Here is an 18,657-nt window from a genome sequence, read left to right as displayed (position 1 = left end):
ACCCCGTGCGTGGCGATACGTCGTATACGCGCCGGGCAGCCCGGAGGCGGTCAGAAGGACGCGATGACCGAACCGGCGTACTTGTCCTGGATGAACTTCTTGACCTCGGGCGAGGTGAGCAGCTCGGCGAGCTTCTTCACGCGCGGGTCGCTCTCGTTGCCCTCCTTCACCGCGAGGAAGTTGCCGTAGGGGTTGTTCTTCGCGGACTCCAGGACCAGGGCGTCCTTGGCGGGCTTGAGGTCGGCCTCGATGGCGTAGTTGCCGTTGACGACAGCGGCGTCCACGTCGTCCAGGGAGCGCGGGGTCTGGGCCGCCTCCAGCTCCTTGAACTTGAGGTTCTTCGGGTTCTTGGTGATGTCGGAGGGGGTGGCCTCGTTGCCCACGCCGTCCTTGAGGGTGATCAGGCCGTTCGCGGCGAGCAGCTTGAGGGCACGGGCCTCGTTCACGCTGTCGTTGGGGACGGCGACCGTCGCGCCGCTCTTGAGGGCGTCGGCGCTCTTGACCTTGTGGGAGTAGAGGCCGAGCGGCTCCAGGTGGACCGTGACGACGGGCACGATGTGGGTGCCGCGCTTCTTGTTGAAGTCGTCGAGGTACGGCTGGTTCTGGAAGTAGTTGGCGTCGACCGAGCCGTCCTCGGTGGCCGTGTTGGGGGTCACGTAGTCCGTGAACTCCTTGACCTCCAGGTCGAGGCCCGCCTTCTTCGCCAGGTTCTCCTTGACGTAGTTCAGGATCTCGGCGTGCGGGGTGGGGCTGGCGGCGACGACGAGGGGACCGCTGGTGTCCGAGGCGGAGCCCGAGCCGGACGAACCGCAGGCGCTGAGCCCGAAGGCGAGGGCTCCGGCGGCGAGCGCGGCGGTGGTGAGCTTTACGGTGTTACGCACGAAAAGTGCCTTTCCTTTTGGGTGCAGCGATCCCGTGATGGGGTGCACGGGACGAACAGGGGTTGCCTCAGACGGTCTTGGTGTCCGCCGTGGCGGCCTTCAGGAGCCGCAGCTTCGGCGCCGGACCGGAGCGTCCGCCCCGGCGGTGCAGCGAGCGGGCCGCGTAGTCGCCGGCGAACTGGATGATCGAGATGACGACGGCGAGGATCGCGACCGTGATCCACATGAGCTGGGTCTCGAAGCGCTGGTAGCCGTAGCGGATGGCGATGTCGCCGAGGCCGCCGGCGCCGACCGTGCCGGCCATCGCGGAGTAGCCGATCAGCGCGACGATCGTGGTGGTGGTGCTGGCGATCAGCGAGGGCAGCGCCTCCGGGACGAGGACCTTGCGGACGATGGTCCAGGTGTTGCCGCCCATCGACTGCACGGCCTCGACGAGTCCGCCGTCCACTTCGCGGACAGCCGTCTCGACGAGGCGTGCGAAGAACGGGATGGCGCCGATGGCGAGCGGCACGATGGCGGCCTCGCGGCCGATGGTCGTCCCGGTGATCGAGCGGGTGAAGCCCATGAGCGCGACCATCAGGATGATGAACGGCATCGAGCGGGCGACGTTCACGACCTGCCCGATCACCTTGTTCGCGACGACGTTCTGGAGGAGTCCGCCCCGGTCGGTGAGGACGAGGAGCACACCGAGCGGAAGGCCGCCCACGACGGCGATGACCGTGGACCAGCCGACCATGTACAGGGTGTCCCAACACGCCTGCTCCAGCAGGGGCTGCATCTCGGACCAGGTCACTTGGCACCTTCCTTCACCGGCTGGGACTCACCGACGACGTCGATCTGGAGGCCCTTTTCCCGCAGGAAGCCGACCGGTACGACGTTGTCCTCGTAGCGGCCGGGCAGTTCGATGCGCATCCGGCCGACCTGGAGCCCGCCGACGGTGTCGATGGCCGCGCCGAGGATCGAGATGTCGATGTTGTAGGTGCGGGACAGCTGGGAGATGACGGGCTGGGTGGCCGCCTCGCCCTGGAAGGTGACGTCGAGGACGGTCCGGTCCTCGCCGGTCGCCTCGCCGCCGACGGGGAAGAGCGCGGAGGCGAGTTCGGAGCCGGGGGTGGCGAGCAGTTCGCTCACCGTCCCGGACTCGACGATGCGTCCGTTCTCCATCAGGGCGGCCGAGTCGCAGATCGACTTCACGACGTCCATCTCGTGGGTGATGAGCAGCACGGTGAGCCCGAGCTGCCGGTTCAGGTCGCGCAGCAGCTGGAGGATCGAGCGGGTGGTCTCCGGGTCGAGCGCGCTGGTCGCCTCGTCGGACAGCAGCACCTTGGGGTCGCCGGCGAGGGCGCGGGCGATGCCGACGCGCTGCTTCTGGCCGCCGGAGAGCTGGGCGGGGTACGCCTTGGCCTGGTCGGCGAGCCCTACCAGGTCCAGCAGTTCGAGTGCCTTGCGGGAGCGCTCCTTTCCGGAGGTGCCGAGGATCTCGAGCGGCAGCTCGACGTTGTCCTGGACGGTCCGGGTGGAGAGCAGGTTGAAGTGCTGGAAGACCATGCCGATCCGGCTGCGCGCCTGCCGCAGTTCCCGGCCGGCGCGCGGTCCGCGCCCGGCGAGGGCGGTGAGGTCCTGTCCGGCGACGGTCACGGTGCCGGCGGTGGGGCGCTCCAGCAGGTTGACGCAGCGGATGAGCGAGGACTTGCCGGCGCCGGACTGGCCGATGACGCCGTACACCTCGCCTTCGCGGACATGGAGGTCGACGCCGTCCAGGGCGGTGACCTCACGGCCGCGCGAGCGGTAGACCTTCGTGAGGCCTGATGTCGTGATCACTGGGTTTCCATCACTGTCGAGTAGCGCAGGGCGTGGGTGTGCCCTGGTACGGGAGGACGTCGTGCGCGGGCACAGGGGTCACGTACGGGATGTTCACGGCGTACGGACGTGCCGGGGCGGCTCGCTTCGGGGCGCGAGGCTCACAGGGGTGGTGCGGGGGCCCTCTAACAGGCGCGCATTCGACACATACAACGAGCACCGGGCGTCAGGGTCGCCTCGGTCGCAAGGGTGCGGCAGCTCGTCGTGGTCATGCGATCAGTAAAGCAGAAGTACGGTCCTGACAAAGCGCCGCTGTCCGCATTCTGGACAGCGGCGGACAGGTCAGGGGCGCCGGGCGATCTCCACACCACCGGACGTGACCAGCGCGGACAGGGCCGACAGGTTCTCGACCACTAGGTCGGCGTCCAGTTCGTGAGACGCGTGGGTTGTGGTCAACGCCACGGTGGTCATTCCGGCGGCGCGTCCTGCCCGCAGGCCGGCGGGGGCGTCCTCGAAGACGACACAGCGGGCCGGGTCGACACCGAGCTCCCTGGCGGCGAGCAGGTAGGGCTCGGGGTCGGGCTTGCCGCGGGTGACGTCGTCGGCGGCGATCAGTGTCTTGGGGAGGATGCCGACGGCTTCGAGACGGGCCTCGGCGAGCCGGCGGGTGGCGGAGGTGACGACGGCCCAGCGGTGCGCCGGGAGCGAGTCGAGGAGGTCCCTGGTCCCGGGGAGCAGATGGACGCCCCCGTTCGGCACGTCCTCCACCTCCAGCTGCTCGATCCGTGCGAGAGCCTGCGGCACCACGTCGGCGGGAAGCAGTTCGGCGGCTATCTCGACGGCCGGACGCCCGTGCAGTTCGACCTGCGCGAAGGCCTCGGGGGTGATGCCGAACTCCTCGGCCCAGCGCGTCCAGCAGCGGTGGACGGATTCGAGGGAGGAGACGAGGGTTCCGTCGTTGTCGAACAGGAGGGCTTCGGCATGGATCTTCATGGCTTCGACCCTACGGTGCCGGGCGGGGGCGGCCGCATCAGGCCTTTTGGGCCGTAATAGGCTCGCCGCATGTTTGATTCCCTGACGCTGGTGACCGGCGTCGCCGCGCTGCTGCTGGCCGCCTGGTGCGGCTGGGCCGCGTACCGGGACCAGCCGACCAAGGACTGGCACTTCATCGGGATGGCCGCGGTGTCGGTGCTGGCGCTGGTCCAGCTGGTGATCGGGATCGTGCAGCTCGCGCGGGGCGAGAAGCCGGAGCAGGGCACGACGATCTTCGTCGCCTATCTGCTGGGGGCCTTCGCGTGTGTGCCGGCGGCGGGGTTCATGTCGCTCGCGGAGCGGACGCGGTGGGGGTCGGTGACGGTTGCCGCCGGCGGGGTGGTGCTGGCCGTTCTGGAGGTGCGGCTCTATGACATCTGGGGAGGCTGAGGTGACTCGGCGGCGGCGCTTGGCCAGCGGGCCGGGAACGCTTCTCGTATGGCTGTACGGCGTGATGGTCGTGGGAGCGGTGTCGAGGTCGGCGTACCAGATCTCCACCGAGTTCGACCGGGCGCCGCTGGCGTATTCGCTGTCCGCTGTGGCGGGTGTCGTGTACGGGTTCATCACGTACACGCTGGTGCGGGGCGGAGAGACGGCTCGCAAGGTGGCGCTCGCGTGCTGCATCGCGGAGCTGGTGGGTGTACTGACCGTCGGCACATGGACGTTGATCGAACCGTCCGCGTTTCCGGATGCCACCGTGTGGTCGGACTTCGGGATGGGTTATTTGTTCATTCCCGTACTGCTGCCGCTTTCCGCCATTTACTGGTTGCGGAAGGGCGCGCCCAAGGGGGATGCCGCCTGAGGTCTGATCGGCGGCATCCGGTCCGTTGTGGCTGGTCGCGCAGTTCCCCGCGCCCCTGGTGGGTAATCAGGCCGTCGCTGCGTATGTTCCTGCGGGCTTCTCCAGGACGATCATCGGGACGCCGTCCTCGCCCTCCGACGTGCCGACCGTCTGGTAGCCGACCTTGCGGTAGAGGCGGAGGTTGCCCTCGCTGCGGTGGCCGGTGTGGAGGCGGAAGCTGGTGGCCCCGCGCTGTTCGGCCAGGGCCGACTCGGCCGCGCGCAGGAGACGGGCGCCGATGCCGTGGCCCTGGAGGCGGGGGTGGACGCAGAGTTTGCCGATGGCGGCCGAGCCGTCCTCGGTGACCCGGCCGCGGACCGAGCCGACCACCTCGTCGCCCAGGCGGGCCACGAAGACGCAGTCCGAAGCCACCTCCGCACGGACCGAGTCCAGGGTCTGGACGAGCGGGTCGATGCGGTAGTTGCCGTACAGCGCCGCCTCACTCTGGAAGCACAGGTACTGCAGCCTGAAGATCTGCTCAGCGTCCTGCTCGGCCGCCGCAGAGATGGTCACGCTCATGCCCATGTGCGCACGCCTCCCGCTCACCTGATCGCCTGTTGTCCCCCACTCCTATCCCCGCCCCCGGCGTGCCGCAACCTCCGGTGTGAGCAATCTGCGAAGACATCCCAGGCATCTGGAACGTTCCGGACCGAGACTGCCCTGTGAGATACCCAACTCCCCCGCGATCTCCCGGTACGTGAGGTCCTTCGGGGAGAGGAGGGCGGCCAGCAGAGAGGGGCAGCGGCCGGGCAGCCGGCGGACCGCGTCACGGACGGCCCGGCGGCGGGCCGCGGCGAGGGTGAGCTGCTCGGGGGTGGGGGCGTCGTCGGCCACGGGCTCGGTGTCGTAGGGCCGTTCGAGACGGGTCGTACGACGGCTGCGGCGGGACTCGGAGCGGACGGCCCGGCGGAGCCAGCCGGGCGGGTCGAGAGGCGGGCCCTGGGTCTCCAGGTGCTCCAGGAGACGGACCCAGACCGCCTGCTCGAGGTCGCCCGGTTCCGTACCGGTGGCATGTGCCTCCGCGGATGCCTCGGCGGTGAGCAGCGGGCGCAAGGTGGTGACCAAGTCGTGCGTCATATGCGGTACGACACGGCCGCCCGGGTCGCGGGTTGCCCGGGCGGCCGTAAGTCACCCCCATCGGGGGCCGGTGGCTCAGCGGTTGACGAAGTCCTGGCGGGCCAGGACGCCGGTGTCCGGGTTGTCGGTGAACACGCCGTCTATGCCGGTGGCGAAGTACCGCTGGAAGGCGCCGAAGGCGTCTCCGTAGGCGTCCGCGTCGGTGCCCTTGCGGTACTCGGCCGGCAGGAACGGGTTCTCGTTGCGCATGGTGTAGGGGTGCAGGATCAGCCCGACCCTGTGGGCGTCGGCGACCAGGGTGGTCTCCTGGTCGAGGCTGCCGTCCGCCTTCTTCGTGACGACGAGGTCCAGGGTCGGGCCGATGCCCTGGGCGTAGCCGGCGATCTCCCGCAGGCCCTTGGGGGTGATCAGGTCGGCGACCGTGCGCGGGTCACCGTTCTCGACGAAGTCGAACGGGCGGGTGTTCGCCGCGGACAGGAGCACGACCAAGGGGTTGTCGACGAGCTTGTTCAGGCGCTGGATGCTGGTGGGCTCGAAGGACTGGAGGATGACCGGCGAGTTGCGGCGGTCCTTGCCGTGCTTGTGGAGGAGCTTGGCGACCCGCTCCTCAAGGCCCAGGCCGAGCTTGCGGAAGTAGGTGGGGTGCTTGGTCTCGGGGTAGATCCAGACCTGCTTGCCGCGCCTGCGGGTCTGCTCGTCCTGCCACTTGAGGACTTCCTCGAACGTGGGGATCTCCCAGCGGCCGTTGTAGAGCGTGTTGTGCGGGCGGTTGGCCGGGATGCGCTCGATCGCGCGGAGCGTCTTCAGTTCGGCGAGCGTGAAGTCCTCGGTGAACCAGCCGGTGGTGGAGACGCCGTCGAGGACCTTGGTCGTCCTGCGGTCGGCGAACTCCTTGTGGTCGGCGACGTCGGTCGTGCCGCCGATCTCCGGCTCGTGACGGCAGACCAGGTGGCCGTCCCTGGTGGGGACGAGGTCGCCGGCCTCGACGATGTCGGCGCCCAGGTCGAGGGCGAGCTGGTAGGAGCCGAAGGTGTGCTCGGGGCGGTAGCCGCTGGCGCCCCGGTGCCCGATGACCGTCGGCACGGGCAGGCTCCGGAGGCCGCCCTCGCCGTGTCCGGCGGATCCCGCGGTCGCCGCTCTCGCCGTGCCCGAGAGTCCCAGGACCGCTCCCCCGGCGCCGAGCATCGCGGCTCCGAGAAGCGCCCGTCGTCCGGTGCCGTCCGTGTGCGCGTCCTGCGATCCCATGTGAACCCCTTCTTCCGTCGCCTCTTCGATGCGGGCCGATCGTAGGTCGCCATCCGTGACGGACGGGAGACCTGCGGCGGAACACGCGGGTGACGAGGGATGTCGCATGGGAACAGATGTCTGACGACTCGTCGGCTTCGGGGCGTGGAGCCGGGGTACGCGTCCGTCGGGGCGACGTCCGTCACATCGTTCCGACCGGGTTTCCGGCAGGCAACGCGGCCTCGCCGCAGGTAAACGAGCGTCAACAATGCGTAAGACCTCGGTGAACCCGCGGTGCTCGATGTGCACGATTCCCCGAGCCGCGAGTAATGTCCTCACCTGCACAGACTCATACAGTTTCCTTGGCCGTTCTCTTGACATCGGAGGGCCCGTTGTCCCGCTTCGTGTTCATCAAGGCAGTGCTCGGACCGATCATGCGCCTGATGTTCCGCCCGCAGGTGGAGGGCGCGGAGCACATCCCGGGCGACGGTCCCGTCATCCTCGCCGGCAACCACCTCACCTTCATCGACTCGATGATCCTGCCGCTGGTGTGCGACCGGCAGGTGTTCTTCATCGGCAAGGACGAGTACGTCACCGGAAAGTCCCTCAAGGGCCGCCTCATGGCCTGGTTCTTCACCGGGGTCGGCATGATCCCGGTGGACCGCGACGGCGGCCGCGGCGGCGTGGCCGCGCTGATGACGGGCCGGCGGATCCTGGAGGAGGGGAAGATCTTCGGCATCTACCCCGAGGGGACCCGGTCGCCCGACGGGCGGCTGTACCGGGGCCGTACGGGGATCGCCCGGCTGACCCTGATGACGGGCGCGCCCGTGGTGCCGTTCGCAATGATCGGCACGGACAAGTTGCAGCCGGGGGGTTCGGGGATGCCCCGTCCCGGGCGGGTCACCGTGCGGTTCGGTGAGGCGATGGAGTTCTCCCGCTATGACGGGATGGACCGGGACCGGTATGTGCTGCGGGCCGTCACGGACTCCGTGATGACTGAGGTCATGCGGTTGTCGGGGCAGGAGTACGTGGACATGTATGCGACCAAGGCGAAGGCCGCGTAGGGGTTCGTTGTCGGGTGCGGCCCGGTGGGGCTTCTCGCGCAGTTCCCCGCGCCCCTAGAAGCCCAACCGTTGGTTCTTCAGCATGAACCAGGCTGCTATTGACGTTGCCAGCAGGACTGCCGCTCCCGCGCCGGCGGCGATGGTGAGACCGTCGACGAAAGCCCCTCGGGCTGACATCAGGAGGTCCTGCGCAGCAGTCACCGGCATGCCGGACGCCGCCTCCACTGCTCCACCGAGCGACTCGTGCGCCCCGGCCGGTGTGCCCGGCGGCGCCGTGAAGCCCTGGTAGACGCCCGTCACGATCGAGCCCAGTACCGCGATGCCCAGGGCCGCGCCCAGTTCGTACGCCGTCTCCGAGACCGCCGAGGCCGCGCCCGCCTGGTCCTTCGGGACGCTCGACAGGATCACGTCGGACGTGACCGTGAAGGAGAAGCCGGCGCCCACGCCCACGACCAGCAGGGCCGCGCCCAGGACCGGGTAGCCCGTGGACTCGTCGAGCACGGTCAGGGAGGCCAGGGCCAGGCCGATGGCGGCCAGACCACCGGAGACCACCGCGCGGACCGAGTAGCGGCGCGCCACCGCGCCCGCGACCAGCCCCGCCACCACCGCTCCGACCGCCGCCGGGAGTTCGGCCAGACCCGCCTCCAACGGGGGCCGTTCCTGGACCAGTTGCAGGTACTGGGAGAGGAAGAAGACCAGGCCGGAGAGGCCGAGGATGGTCAGCAGGTCGGCCAGGACGGCACCGCTGAAACCGCGGTTGCGGAAGAGCCGCATGTCGAGGAGCGGGGCCGGCAGCGTCAACTGGCGGCGGACGAAGGCGTAGAGGGCTGCCGTGCCCAGGAGGCCCGCGGCGATCGGCTCCGCGGTGACGCCGTGCGAAGCGGCCTCCTTGACCGCGTAGACCACGGCGATCATGCCCACCAGGGACAGGACGACGCTGATCATGTCCCAGGGGCCCGGGTTCGGGTTGCGGGACTCCGGCAGCAGCTTGATGCCGACGAGGACCAGGACCGCCATCACCGGCAGGTTGATCAGGAAGACCGAGCCCCACCAGAAGTGTTCGAGGAGGAAGCCGCCCACGATGGGGCCGACCGCCGTACCGGCCGACGCGGTGGCGCCCCAGATGCCGACGGCGAGACTGCGCTCGCGCGGGTCGTGGAAGATGTTGCGGATCAGGGCCAGGGTGGCGGGCATGAGGGTCGCGCCGGCGACGCCGAGCAGGGCTCGCGCCAGGATCATCAACTCCGGTGTTGTCGCATAGGCGTTGAGGACGGACATCGCGCCGAACGCCGTCGCGCCGAACAGCAGGATCCGCTTGCGGCCGATCCGGTCGCCGAGGCTGCCCATCGAGACGAGCAGGCCCGCGATGACGAAGGAGTAGACGTCGCCGATCCACAGGAGCTGGGTGCCAGTCGGCTTCAGGTCCTCGCTGATGTAGGGGGTCGCGAGACCGAGGACGGTCGCGTCGACGGCCACCAGCAGCACGGCGAGCACCAGGACGGACAGCGCGAGCCAACGGCCCGGACGCTGCACCGCCTCGGTCGTGGTCGCCGGCCGCAGGGTGCTGGTCATGATTCCTCTCTCCGTAGGGCGCCGCCGAGCAGCAGCCCGGTGATCATGTGGGTGAAGTCCTTGGGGGCGACGCGGCCCGCCTGGGTGGCCCAGGCGCACGAGGCGACCAGACCGTAGAGCGCCTCGGTGAGCCAGACCGGGCTGAGGTCGATGCGGAACTCGCCGCTCTGCTGGCCGCGCACGAACACCGAGGCGATCCGGAGGTCCAGCCGCGACCAGGGGTCACTGCCGCCGTCCTCCCACAGTTCGTTCTCGCCGTAGAGGAAGGCCAGCAGTCCGGCGACGGGTTCGATCTCGTGGACGAGCCTGCCGACGGCTTCGCTCGCGGACCCTTCGTCGAGGCGGGCCGCGTCGAGGGCGGCCTCGCACTCGGCGATGCCGTGCTCCTCCAGCGCCTTCACCAGAGCGTCCCGTCCGGCGAAGTGGCGGTGCAGGGTGGCCCGGCTGATCCCGGCGGCCTTGGCGACCTCGTCCATGGTCGCGGTGGATTTGCGGGTCAGCAGGGCCGCGGCACTGCGCAGCACGTGGTCACGATCGACAGCCATGAGACAAGAGTACCTCGCATGAGACGTTTGTGTCTCATGCGAGGTACGGAGGTCTCATCCACGTCGACCGGAGCCGGGTTCCTCTCAGTGCCAGGGCAGCTGCCCGCGCCGTTGCCAGTAGGCCTGCGGCTCCTCCGCCAGCTGTGCGAGCCGGGACAGCTGCCCCTCGTCCAGGTCGACCACGGCGGCGTGGAGGTTGGAGGCGAGCTGGCTCGTCGTGGCCGCGCCGGACAGGACCACTCCCGCCCAGGGCTGCCGGAGGACGAGTGCGAGGGCCACCGAGTCGCAGCCGAGGGACGTCTCCTCGGCCACGGCCTTCAGGGCGTCAGGCGCGTGGGGTGCGGCGAGCCTGCCGTTGGCCATGCCCTCCTTGACGATCACCGTGAGTCCGGCGTCGTGGGCCTCGGCCAGGGCGGGGGCGGCCGAGGTCTCCAGGGCGTTGTACGTCGACTGGACCGTACGGAAGAGGGGTTCGCCGTCGACCGTCACCTCCAGCGCGGCGCGGATCGCGTCCGCCTGGGCGGGGCCGCTGGTCGAGAAGCCGATGGTGGTTCCCTCGGCCGCGGCCTCCGCGAGCCTCGCGTGGAGGTCCTTGTCGGTGAGGGCCGGGCTGTCCGGGGTCACCGAGTGGATCTGGTAGAGGTCCAGGTGGTCGCCGAGGAGTTCGGCGGTCTCGGCGCGCTGGCGGTCGTACGTCCGGACGCTGTGGTCCTTGACCTCGTGCTTCTCGGCGTCGGTGGTCCAGCCGGCGGTGTAGGTGTAGCCCCACTTGCTGCCGATGACTACGTCGTTTCGGCCGGGGGTCCTGTTGAGCCAGTCCGCCAGGAACTCCTCGCTGCGGCCGTAGGAGCGGGCGACGTCGAAGTAGCGGACGCCTTGGAAGTAGGCGGCGTCGAGGAGTTCGTGCGTGCGGGTGCGGAGGGCCTCTACGGTGCGGTCGTCTCCGAGGTCACTGTCTCGGCCCAGGTTGATGTAGCCCGGGCGGCCCACTGCGGCGAGACCGAGGCCGATGTGGGAGGTGGGGGTTGTGGCGGTGGCGAGTCTGGCGAAGGGCATGCCGCCAACGTAACGCGGGATGCCCGTTCGCCTCACGGGGTGATTGTTCGGCGCGTTGGCGGGTGCGGCGACGTCGTGGCTTGTCGCGCAGTTCCCCGCGCCCCTAAAGGCCCTGCGCCCGAACCCACTCATGCTGTGCTGCCAGGTTCGCCTTCACCTCTGCCAGCTGGACCGCCACCGCGCTCGGAGCCGTTCCGCCCCTGCCGTTCCTCGATGCCAACGCACCCGGCACGTTCAGGACCGTGCGGACCTCGGGGGTCAGGTGGGCGCTGATCTTCGCGAACTGCTCGTCCGTCAGGTCGTTCAGTTCCTTGCCCTCGGCCTCGGCGGCCTTGACGCACTCGCCTGCGACCTCGTGGGCGACCCGAAAGGGCACGCCCTGCTTGACCAGCCATTCGGCGATGTCGGTGGCGAGGGAGAAGCCGGCCGGGGCCAGTTCCTCCATGCGCTCCCGGTTGACCGTGAGGGTGGCCATCATGCCGGTGAAGGCGGGGAGCAGGACCTCCAGCTGGTCGCAGGAGTCGAAGACGGGCTCCTTGTCCTCCTGGAGGTCGCGGTTGTAGGCGAGGGGCAGGGCCTTGAGGGTGGCCATCAGGCCCGTCAGGTTGCCGATCATGCGGCCGCTCTTGCCGCGCGCCAGCTCCGCGATGTCCGGGTTCTTCTTCTGGGGCATGATCGACGAGCCCGTGGAGAACGCGTCGTGGAGGGTCACGAAGGAGAACTCCTTCGTGTTCCAGATGATGATCTCCTCGGCGATCCGGGAGAGGTTGACGCCGATCATCGCGGTGATGAAGGCGAACTCCGCGACGAAGTCACGGGAGGCCGTGCCGTCGATGGAGTTGCCGACCGAGCCGTGCTCGAAGCCGAGGTCCTTCGCCACCGCCTCCGGGTCGAGGCCGAGGGAGGATCCCGCGAGCGCTCCCGAGCCGTACGGCGAGACCGCCGTCCGCTCGTCCCACTGGCGCAGCCGCTCCGCGTCCCGGGACAGGGACTGGACGTGCGCCAGGACGTGGTGCGCGAACAGCACCGGCTGGGCGTGCTGGAGGTGGGTGCGGCCGGGCATCGCCACGTCCGGGTGGGCCTCCGCGAGACCGACGAGCGCGTCCTGGAGCTCGGCGATCAGGCCGCCGATGATCCGGGCGTGGTCCCGCAGGTACATGCGGAAGAGGGTCGCGATCTGGTCGTTGCGGGAGCGGCCTGCGCGCAGCTTGCCGCCGAGGTCGGGGCCGACGCGCTCCAGCAGGCCCCGCTCCAGGGCGGTGTGGCAGTCCTCGTCGGCGATGGTGCCCACGAAGGAGCCGTCGGCCACGTCGGCCTCCAGCTGGTCGAGTCCGGCGAGCATGCGCTGGAGCTCGTCCTCGCTCAGCAGGCCCGCCTTGTGCAGCACGCGCGCGTGGGCCCGCGAACCGGCGATGTCGTAGGGCGCGAGCCGCCAGTCGAAGTGGACGGACGCGGACAGCTTGGCCAGGGCCTCGGCGGGGCCGTCGGCGAAACGACCGCCCCAGAGCCGGACGTCACCGCTGTTGCTGCTCACTTGCGTTGCTCCTCACCGCTGCACTCAACGTTATGCATGATTATGCAGAGCTCTGCATGATTCGTCAATTCGGGATTCGGGGGCGGAGAATTTGCGGTCCCTTTGAACACCCGAAACCGCTTGCCCGTACTTCACGCCGAACGCAGGCGCCGCGTTTGTCAACGAAGACCACTCCCGACCCCGAGTGAGGCATCCGCATGTCCAGGGCTCTTCCGAAGTACAACCAGCGCCGCGTGGCGATCATCGGTGGCGCCGCCGCCGTGGCTCTGACCGGCGCGATCGTCGCCGGTACCGCCCTCGCCGGGGAGACCTCCAAGAGCAGCGGCAGCACCACCGCGCGCACCCTCGCCTCCCCCGGCAGCATCTCCTGCCCGGACGTGGCCTCAAAGCTGCCCGCGATCCCCGCCTCCGCCCAGGCCGAGGTCACCCGCAACCTGACCCTGCTCCAGACCCAGATCGACGAGGCCAACAAGCGCCTCGTCGACACCGTCGGACAGGGCGGCCCCAACTTCGTCAACAACGCCATCCTCGGCCCGCTGAAGGACAAGCGCGTGGCCACGGTCAACCGCATCGCCACGGCCATCGGCCGTACCGCGGCCAAGCCGCAGGGCCTGGACGCGCTCGCGCCCTGCGCGCTGAACGGCGCCGGAGCGGCCGCCAACAACGGCAATGCGAACGCCAACGCGGGTGGCAACGCCAACGCCGGCAAGGGGAACGGCAACGCGAACGCCAACGCGGGCAACGGGAACGCCAACGCGGGCAACAACGCGGCCGCCGGGGGCAACGCCGCGGTCGGCACGATTTCCTGCCCGGACGTGGCCTCGAAGCTGCCCGCGATCCCGGCCACCGCGCAGGCGGAGGTCACCCGCAACCTGACCCTGCTCCAGACCCAGATCAACGAGGCCAACAAGCGCCTCGTCGACACCGTCGGACAGGGCGGCCCCAACTTCGTCAACAACGCCATCCTCGGCCCGCTGGCCGACAAGCGGAAGTCGACCATCGACCGCATCGCCATCTCCATCGGCCGTACCGCGGCGAAGCCCCAGGGCCTCGACTCCCTGGCCGCCTGCACGCTCACCAAGTGACGTGACAGGCGCTGTGGCCGCCCCGTGTGAGCGCCGGCCGGGGCGGCCACGGGCAGGTCCGCGCAAGCGGACGCCCCAATTGCTTAGACAGGCAAAAGGTTTGGACCCATAATGCTTAGACATGGGAAAGACCTATGAGCGCATAGACGGCCGGCTGCGCACCTTCATCGAGGCGCAGCCCCTCTTCTTCACCGCGACCGCCCCGCTCTCCGGCGACGGCACGGTCAACCTCTCCCCCAAGGGTCTGCGCGGCTCCTTCGTGATCCTCGACAAACTGACCCTGGCCTACCTCGACTTCGCGGGATCCAACGCCGAGACGATCGCGCATCTGCGGGAGAACGGCCGGATCACCCTGATGTGGTGCGCGTTCCAGGGACCGCCGAACATCGTGCGGGTGCACGGACGCGGTGAGCCCGTCTTCCGGGACGACCCGCGCTTCGCGGACCTGCTCTCCCGCTTCCCGGACATCGACCCGACCCTGCACGGCCTGCGGGCGATCGTCGTCGTGACGGCCGAGGTCGTCCGGGACTCCTGCGGTTACGCGGTGCCCTACATGTCGTACGACGGCGACCGCGAGCTGCACGGCAAGCGCTTCGCGCGCGAGGACGACGACTCCCTGAGCGCGTACTTCGCCAAGAAGGAGCACATCGCCACGAGCCTGGACGGGCTCCCCGGACTGCCGCTGCCGTTGCCGCCCTCCGCGGTCTGACGTTCACCCGCTCACGAGCCGGACCGTGAACGTCGTCGATCCCGGTCGGCTCTCCACGGTCACCTCTCCCCCGTGCGCCTCCACCACCGCGGCCACGATCGACAGGCCGAGGCCCGCGCCGCCGGTGGGGGCCTTGGTGCTGCGGTCGGCCCGGGTGAAGCGCTCGAAGACGCCCGGCCGGATGTCGTCCGGGATGCCGGGACCGTCGTCGTGGACCGTCAGGGTGGCCTTGGTGCCGTCGGTCTCCAGGGCCACCGTCACCTTGGTGCCCGCCGGGGTGTGCAGACGGGCGTTGGACAGCAGGTTGGCCAGGACCTGGTGGAGGCGGTGTTCGTCGCCGGTGACCGTGACCGGGTCCTCGGGGAGGTCCAGCTCCCAGCGGTGACCGGAGCCGATGGCCCGCGCGTCCGAGAGGGCGTCGAGGACCAGACGGGTGAGGTCGACGGGGGCGGACTCCAGGGGACGGCCCGCGTCCAGGCGGGCCAGCAGGAGCAGGTCGTCGACCATCGCGCCCATGCGGGTGGACTCGGCGGCGATGCGTTCCAGGGCCCGGGTGACCTCGGGCGGGACCGGGCCGGGGTGCAGCAGGGCGAGTTCGGCGTGGCCGCGCACCGATGCGACCGGGGTGCGCAGTTCGTGGCTGGCGTCGGCGGCGAAGCTGCGCAGCCGCTCCTCACTCGCGTGCCGTTTGGTCAGGGCGTCCTCGACATGGCCGAGCATGCGGTTGAAGGCGCCCGCGACCTGGCCCACCTCGCTGCGCGGGTCGGACTCGGGGGCCCGGGGCGGCAGGGCCACCTCCCCGCTGGCCAGCGGGAGTTCGCTGACCCGGGTGGCGGTCGCAGCGACCCGGCTGAGTGGGCGCAGGGCCCAGCGCACCCACAGGGCGCCCGCGACGCCGGTGGCGGTGAGGGCGGCTCCGAACACGATCCCGGCGACCAGGACGAGGCGGTGGACGGTGGCCTCGACGGGCTCCAGGGGCAGACCGGTGACCAGGATGTCGCCGTCCAGGCCGCGGGAGGCGAGCATGCGGTAGTCGTCCAGCGCGGAGAGGTCGACGCTGTGGCCCCGGCCGTCGGCCGGGATCGCGGCGAGCCGGGCGCGGTCGGCGGCGGTGAGGTCGACGTTCATGGTGCCGGCGGAGCGGACCACCGCCGCGTTGGTGACGCCGCCGTCCACCAGCCGGGCGCCGAAGGTGCCGGTGGCCTGCCTCCGGGTGTCGCCGTGCTCGTCGCCGTCGTGGTCGTCCTTCACCGGTTGCCCCTGGTGTTCCAGGCTCACCGCGAACCTGTTCCCGGCCTCCGTCAGCTGCTCGTCGAGGCGGCTGGTGAGGAAGCCCCGCAGGCCGAGCACCGCGGCGCCGCCGACCGCGGCACAGCTGACCGCCAGCAGCACCACGAGGCCGAGGGTGAGCCGGGCCCGCAGGGTGTGCGGCCACGGGGTCCTCACGACGTCACCGGTTTGAGGACGTAGCCCGCCCCGCGCACGGTGTGGATCATCGGTTCGCGGCCCGCGTCCACCTTTCTGCGCAGGTAGGAGATGTACAGCTCGACGACGTGGGCGCGGCCCCCGAAGTCGTAGGACCAGACCCGGTCGAGGATCTGCGCCTTGCTGAGCACCCGGCGCGGGTTGCGCATGAGGAACCGCAGCAGCTCGAACTCGGTCGGGGACAGTTCGATCAGATCGCCGCCGCGGGTGACCTCGCGGGCCTCCTCGTCCATGACCAGGTCGCCGACGGTGAGCCGCGGGCCCTCGTCCAGCTGGCGGGCCATGCCCGCGCGGCGCAGCAGTCCGCGCAGCCGGGCGACCACCTCCTCCAGGCTGAAGGGCTTGGTGACGTAGTCGTCGCCGCCCGCCGTGATGCCCTTGATGCGGTCCTCGACGGCGTCCCGTGCGGTCAGGAAGAGCACGCAGACGTCCGCCTTCACGGTGTGCAGGTCCCGCAGGACGGCGAAGCCGTCGGTGTCCGGGAGCATCACGTCCAGGACCACGGCGTCCGGCAGCAGCTCCCGGGCGGCGGCCACCGCCGAGGCGCCGTCCCCGGCCGTACGGATCTGCCAGCCCTCGTAGCGCAGGGCGCCGGAGAGGACCTCGGCGAGGTCCGGGTCGTCGTCGACGACGAGGACACGCAGCGGGGTGCCGTCGGGGCGGGTGAGGGCGGGGCGGCCGGAGCGGGTCGTGTTCATGGCCCTACCAGGATCTCCCCCGGAGCAGCGGTCGGACAGCGCGGGATGCTCTGAGTTTCCTCTGAGTGGGCTCAGCGGGCGCCCGTTCAGAGGGTCCTCAGAGGTTGCCCTCGCACAGTGGTGTCCAGGACAGGCGAAAGGACACCGTATGACCACCGTGTACGAGCGGCGGGCCGCACCGGCCGTGGCGCCGCCCGCGCGACGATCACCCGCGGGTGTCGTACTGGCCCTGCTCTGGGCGGGAGCGGCGGCCGTGCTCGCCCTGTGGTGGTCGGACACCGGTTCCGTGGTCGGTACCGCCGGATGGCTGACCGGCGCCGGGCGGATCGCCGGGCTGCTGTGCGGGTACGCCTGCGCGGTGCTGGTGGGCCTGATGGCGCGGGTTCCGCTGCTGGAGCGGCGGATCGGCTCGGACCGGGTGGCCCGGTGGCATGCGATGGCCGGCCGGTACACGGTCTGTCTGCTGCTCGCGCACGTCGGGCTGATCCTCGCCGGGTACGCGGCCCAGGACGGGGCCTCGCTCTGGCACGAGACGCTCACGGTGGTCCTGGACTACCCGGAGATGCTCAAGGCCACCGCCGGTACGGTGATCCTCCTCGCCGTCGGCGTCACCTCCGCGCGGGCGGTGCGCCGCCGCACCAGCCACGAGTTCTGGTACTACGTCCATCTCCTCACCTACGCGGCGGTGTTCCTCGCCTTCGGTCACCAACTGGCCCTCGGCAACGACTTCAACGGCAACACGGCGGCGACAGCGGCCTGGTACGCGCTCTATCTCGGCGTCGCCGCCCTGGTCCTGTGGTTCCGGATCCTCGCCCCGGTCCGGCTGAACCTGCGGCACCGGCTGCGGGTGGAGTCGGTGCACCGGGAGGCGCCCGGGGTGTACTCGGTCGTGGTGCGCGGCCGGCGGCTGGACGAACTGGGCGCGCGGGCGGGGCAGTTCTTCCGCTGGCGGTTCCTCGGGGAGGGCATGGGCTGGACCTCGACGCCGTACTCCCTGTCGGCGCCGCCCCGCCGCGACCGGATGCGGATCACCGTCAAGGCGCTGGGCGATCACAGTACGGCCGTCGCGCTGCTGCGGCCGGGCACCCGGGTGTGGGCGGAGGGGCCGTACGGCTCGCTGACCGGGGACCGGCAGTCCTCGCACAAGTCCCTGCTCGTCGCCGCGGGTGTCGGCATCACGCCGATGCGGGCCCTGTTCGAGACGCTCCCGGGCGAGGTCACCCTGCTCTACCGGGCCCGCACCGCGGAGGACCTCGCTCTCGGGGGCGAACTGGAGGCCCTGGCCCGCTGGCGCGGCGCGAAGGTGCTGTACGCGCTCAACGGGCCGGACGGCCGCCGCCCGGATCTGTCCGCCCACTCCCTGCGGTCGGCCGTCCCGGACCTCGCGGGTCACGACGTCTACCTCTGCGGCCCGCACGGCTTCGCCCGGGACCTCTACGAGGAACTGCGGGCCGCCGGGGTCCCGGACAGCCGGATCCACCACGAGTCGTTCGAACTCTGAGACCTGTGAGGCCGTAGAAGTGCACGCGCTGAAGAAGAACCGTCCGCTGCGCCGGATCGTGCTGGCGAGCGCCGCCACCCTGTCCGGGATGGTGATGCTGCTGTCGCTGAAGCCGCACGCTTCGCCGCAGGCCGCCCTGGCGCTGCCCGCGCCCTCGGGCAGCGCGAGCGCGTCGAGCGGCACCGGGGGGACCGGCACCGGCACCGGTACGAGGACCGTCACCGGTGACACGATCCAGACCCGCTGGGGTCCCGTCCAGGTCCGTATCACCATCAAGGACCGCAGGCTCACCGACGTCACGGCGGTCGCCTACCCGACCGACAACCCACGGGACCAGGAGATCAACAGCTTCGCCCTGCCCCGGCTGCGGACCGAGGCGCTGACGGCCCAGAGTGCGAACATCGACACGGTCTCCGGGGCCACGTACACGAGTGACGGTTACCGCCAGTCACTCCAGTCCGCACTGGACTCCGCGGCAGGCTGAACACAGTGGCGTCACGGCACGTATCCAAGGACCAAGGGACCACGCCCACCCCCCTTGCCCCCGTATCCG

Annotated in this window: 20 protein-coding genes; 7 read left to right on the top strand and 13 right to left on the bottom strand. The window is 70.3% G+C overall.

The window, feature by feature from the left end:
- Positions 1 to 50: 50 nt before the first annotated feature.
- The 4 genes from H295_RS0124645 to H295_RS0124630 all read right to left on the bottom strand — a co-directional run bounded on the left by H295_RS0124645 (position 51) and on the right by H295_RS0124630 (position 3,674).
- Complete coding sequence (locus tag H295_RS0124645) at positions 51 to 881, bottom strand: MetQ/NlpA family ABC transporter substrate-binding protein (RefSeq protein WP_020138028.1); 831 nt, start codon at positions 879 to 881, stop codon at positions 51 to 53.
- A gap of 67 nt (positions 882 to 948) precedes the next feature.
- Positions 949 to 1,674, bottom strand: coding sequence for a methionine ABC transporter permease (locus H295_RS0124640; RefSeq protein ID WP_020138027.1), 726 nt, complete (start codon positions 1,672 to 1,674; stop codon positions 949 to 951).
- The gene (locus H295_RS0124635) at positions 1,671 to 2,702 is read right to left on the bottom strand and encodes a methionine ABC transporter ATP-binding protein (protein WP_020138026.1); all 1,032 of its coding nucleotides are present in this window, start codon (positions 2,700 to 2,702) and stop codon (positions 1,671 to 1,673) included. Before H295_RS0124635 ends, H295_RS0124640 begins: the two co-directional genes overlap by 4 nt.
- 321 nt (positions 2,703 to 3,023) lie before the next feature.
- Entirely contained in the window at positions 3,024 to 3,674 is a 651-nt protein-coding gene (locus H295_RS0124630; RefSeq protein WP_020138025.1) for an HAD family hydrolase, read from the bottom strand.
- Between the two features lie 69 nt (positions 3,675 to 3,743).
- On the opposite strand from H295_RS0124630, the gene H295_RS0124625 reads away from it, so the two are divergent.
- A complete protein-coding gene (locus H295_RS0124625) occupies positions 3,744 to 4,103 on the top strand; it encodes a hypothetical protein (RefSeq protein WP_028809709.1) in 360 nt (119 codons plus the stop codon).
- Entirely contained in the window at positions 4,084 to 4,515 is a 432-nt protein-coding gene (locus tag H295_RS0124620) for a hypothetical protein (protein ID WP_020138023.1), read from the top strand. Before H295_RS0124625 ends, H295_RS0124620 begins: the two co-directional genes overlap by 20 nt.
- Before the next feature lie 66 nt (positions 4,516 to 4,581).
- On the opposite strand, the gene H295_RS0124615 is transcribed toward H295_RS0124620, so the two are convergent.
- The 3 genes from H295_RS0124615 to H295_RS0124605 all read right to left on the bottom strand — a co-directional run bounded on the left by H295_RS0124615 (position 4,582) and on the right by H295_RS0124605 (position 6,876).
- The gene (locus H295_RS0124615) at positions 4,582 to 5,079 is read right to left on the bottom strand and encodes a GNAT family N-acetyltransferase (protein WP_020138022.1); all 498 of its coding nucleotides are present in this window, start codon (positions 5,077 to 5,079) and stop codon (positions 4,582 to 4,584) included.
- A gap of 45 nt (positions 5,080 to 5,124) precedes the next feature.
- Positions 5,125 to 5,631, bottom strand: coding sequence for a sigma-70 family RNA polymerase sigma factor (locus tag H295_RS0124610; protein WP_020138021.1), 507 nt, complete (start codon positions 5,629 to 5,631; stop codon positions 5,125 to 5,127).
- A 75-nt stretch (positions 5,632 to 5,706) separates the two neighbouring features.
- Positions 5,707 to 6,876, bottom strand: coding sequence for a glycerophosphodiester phosphodiesterase (locus tag H295_RS0124605; protein WP_020138020.1), 1,170 nt, complete (start codon positions 6,874 to 6,876; stop codon positions 5,707 to 5,709).
- A gap of 371 nt (positions 6,877 to 7,247) precedes the next feature.
- Between H295_RS0124605 and H295_RS0124600 the strand changes: the two genes are divergently transcribed.
- Complete coding sequence (locus H295_RS0124600; protein ID WP_020138019.1) at positions 7,248 to 7,919, top strand: lysophospholipid acyltransferase family protein; 672 nt, start codon at positions 7,248 to 7,250, stop codon at positions 7,917 to 7,919.
- Positions 7,920 to 7,973: 54 nt separating this feature from the next.
- On the opposite strand, the gene H295_RS0124595 is transcribed toward H295_RS0124600, so the two are convergent.
- The 4 genes from H295_RS0124595 to argH all read right to left on the bottom strand — a co-directional run bounded on the left by H295_RS0124595 (position 7,974) and on the right by argH (position 12,626).
- Positions 7,974 to 9,491, bottom strand: a complete 1,518-nt coding sequence (locus tag H295_RS0124595) for an MFS transporter (RefSeq protein ID WP_020138018.1) — start codon at positions 9,489 to 9,491, stop codon at positions 7,974 to 7,976.
- On the bottom strand, positions 9,488 to 10,036 hold the full coding sequence (locus H295_RS0124590; protein WP_020138017.1) for a TetR/AcrR family transcriptional regulator: 549 nt from the start codon (positions 10,034 to 10,036) through the stop codon (positions 9,488 to 9,490). The genes H295_RS0124595 and H295_RS0124590 overlap by 4 nt, the downstream gene beginning before the upstream one ends.
- 84 nt (positions 10,037 to 10,120) lie before the next feature.
- On the bottom strand, positions 10,121 to 11,092 hold the full coding sequence (locus H295_RS0124585) for an aldo/keto reductase (protein WP_020138016.1): 972 nt from the start codon (positions 11,090 to 11,092) through the stop codon (positions 10,121 to 10,123).
- Between the two features lie 103 nt (positions 11,093 to 11,195).
- Complete coding sequence (argH, locus tag H295_RS0124580) at positions 11,196 to 12,626, bottom strand: argininosuccinate lyase (RefSeq protein WP_020138015.1); 1,431 nt, start codon at positions 12,624 to 12,626, stop codon at positions 11,196 to 11,198.
- Positions 12,627 to 12,823: 197 nt separating this feature from the next.
- Between argH and H295_RS0124575 the strand changes: the two genes are divergently transcribed.
- Both H295_RS0124575 and H295_RS0124570 read left to right on the top strand, forming a co-directional pair.
- On the top strand, positions 12,824 to 13,711 hold the full coding sequence (locus tag H295_RS0124575) for a hypothetical protein (protein ID WP_020138014.1): 888 nt from the start codon (positions 12,824 to 12,826) through the stop codon (positions 13,709 to 13,711).
- A gap of 121 nt (positions 13,712 to 13,832) precedes the next feature.
- Complete coding sequence (locus H295_RS0124570; protein ID WP_020138013.1) at positions 13,833 to 14,420, top strand: pyridoxamine 5'-phosphate oxidase family protein; 588 nt, start codon at positions 13,833 to 13,835, stop codon at positions 14,418 to 14,420.
- Positions 14,421 to 14,423: 3 nt separating this feature from the next.
- Here H295_RS0124570 and H295_RS0124565 read toward each other — a convergent pair whose 3' ends face one another.
- Both H295_RS0124565 and H295_RS0124560 read right to left on the bottom strand, forming a co-directional pair.
- Positions 14,424 to 15,866, bottom strand: a complete 1,443-nt coding sequence (locus tag H295_RS0124565; protein ID WP_020138012.1) for a sensor histidine kinase — start codon at positions 15,864 to 15,866, stop codon at positions 14,424 to 14,426.
- Complete coding sequence (locus H295_RS0124560) at positions 15,863 to 16,603, bottom strand: response regulator transcription factor (RefSeq protein WP_020138011.1); 741 nt, start codon at positions 16,601 to 16,603, stop codon at positions 15,863 to 15,865. Before H295_RS0124560 ends, H295_RS0124565 begins: the two co-directional genes overlap by 4 nt.
- Before the next feature lie 148 nt (positions 16,604 to 16,751).
- Here H295_RS0124560 and H295_RS0124555 point away from each other — a divergent pair, with 148 nt between their 5' ends.
- Together H295_RS0124555 and H295_RS0124550 are read left to right on the top strand one after the other, a co-directional pair.
- Positions 16,752 to 18,104 (top strand): ferric reductase-like transmembrane domain-containing protein, encoded by a 1,353-nt coding sequence (locus H295_RS0124555; protein ID WP_020138010.1) that lies wholly within the window; start codon positions 16,752 to 16,754, stop codon positions 18,102 to 18,104.
- A gap of 19 nt (positions 18,105 to 18,123) precedes the next feature.
- Entirely contained in the window at positions 18,124 to 18,588 is a 465-nt protein-coding gene (locus tag H295_RS0124550; RefSeq protein ID WP_020138009.1) for an FMN-binding protein, read from the top strand.
- The last annotated feature ends 69 nt before the right edge of the window (positions 18,589 to 18,657 follow it).

Source organism: Streptomyces sp. 351MFTsu5.1 (assembly GCF_000383655.1).
GTDB lineage: Bacteria > Actinomycetota > Actinomycetes > Streptomycetales > Streptomycetaceae > Streptomyces > Streptomyces griseorubiginosus.
Note: the sequence above shows the minus strand (reverse complement) of the source record. Positions and strands in the feature narration are given on the sequence as shown.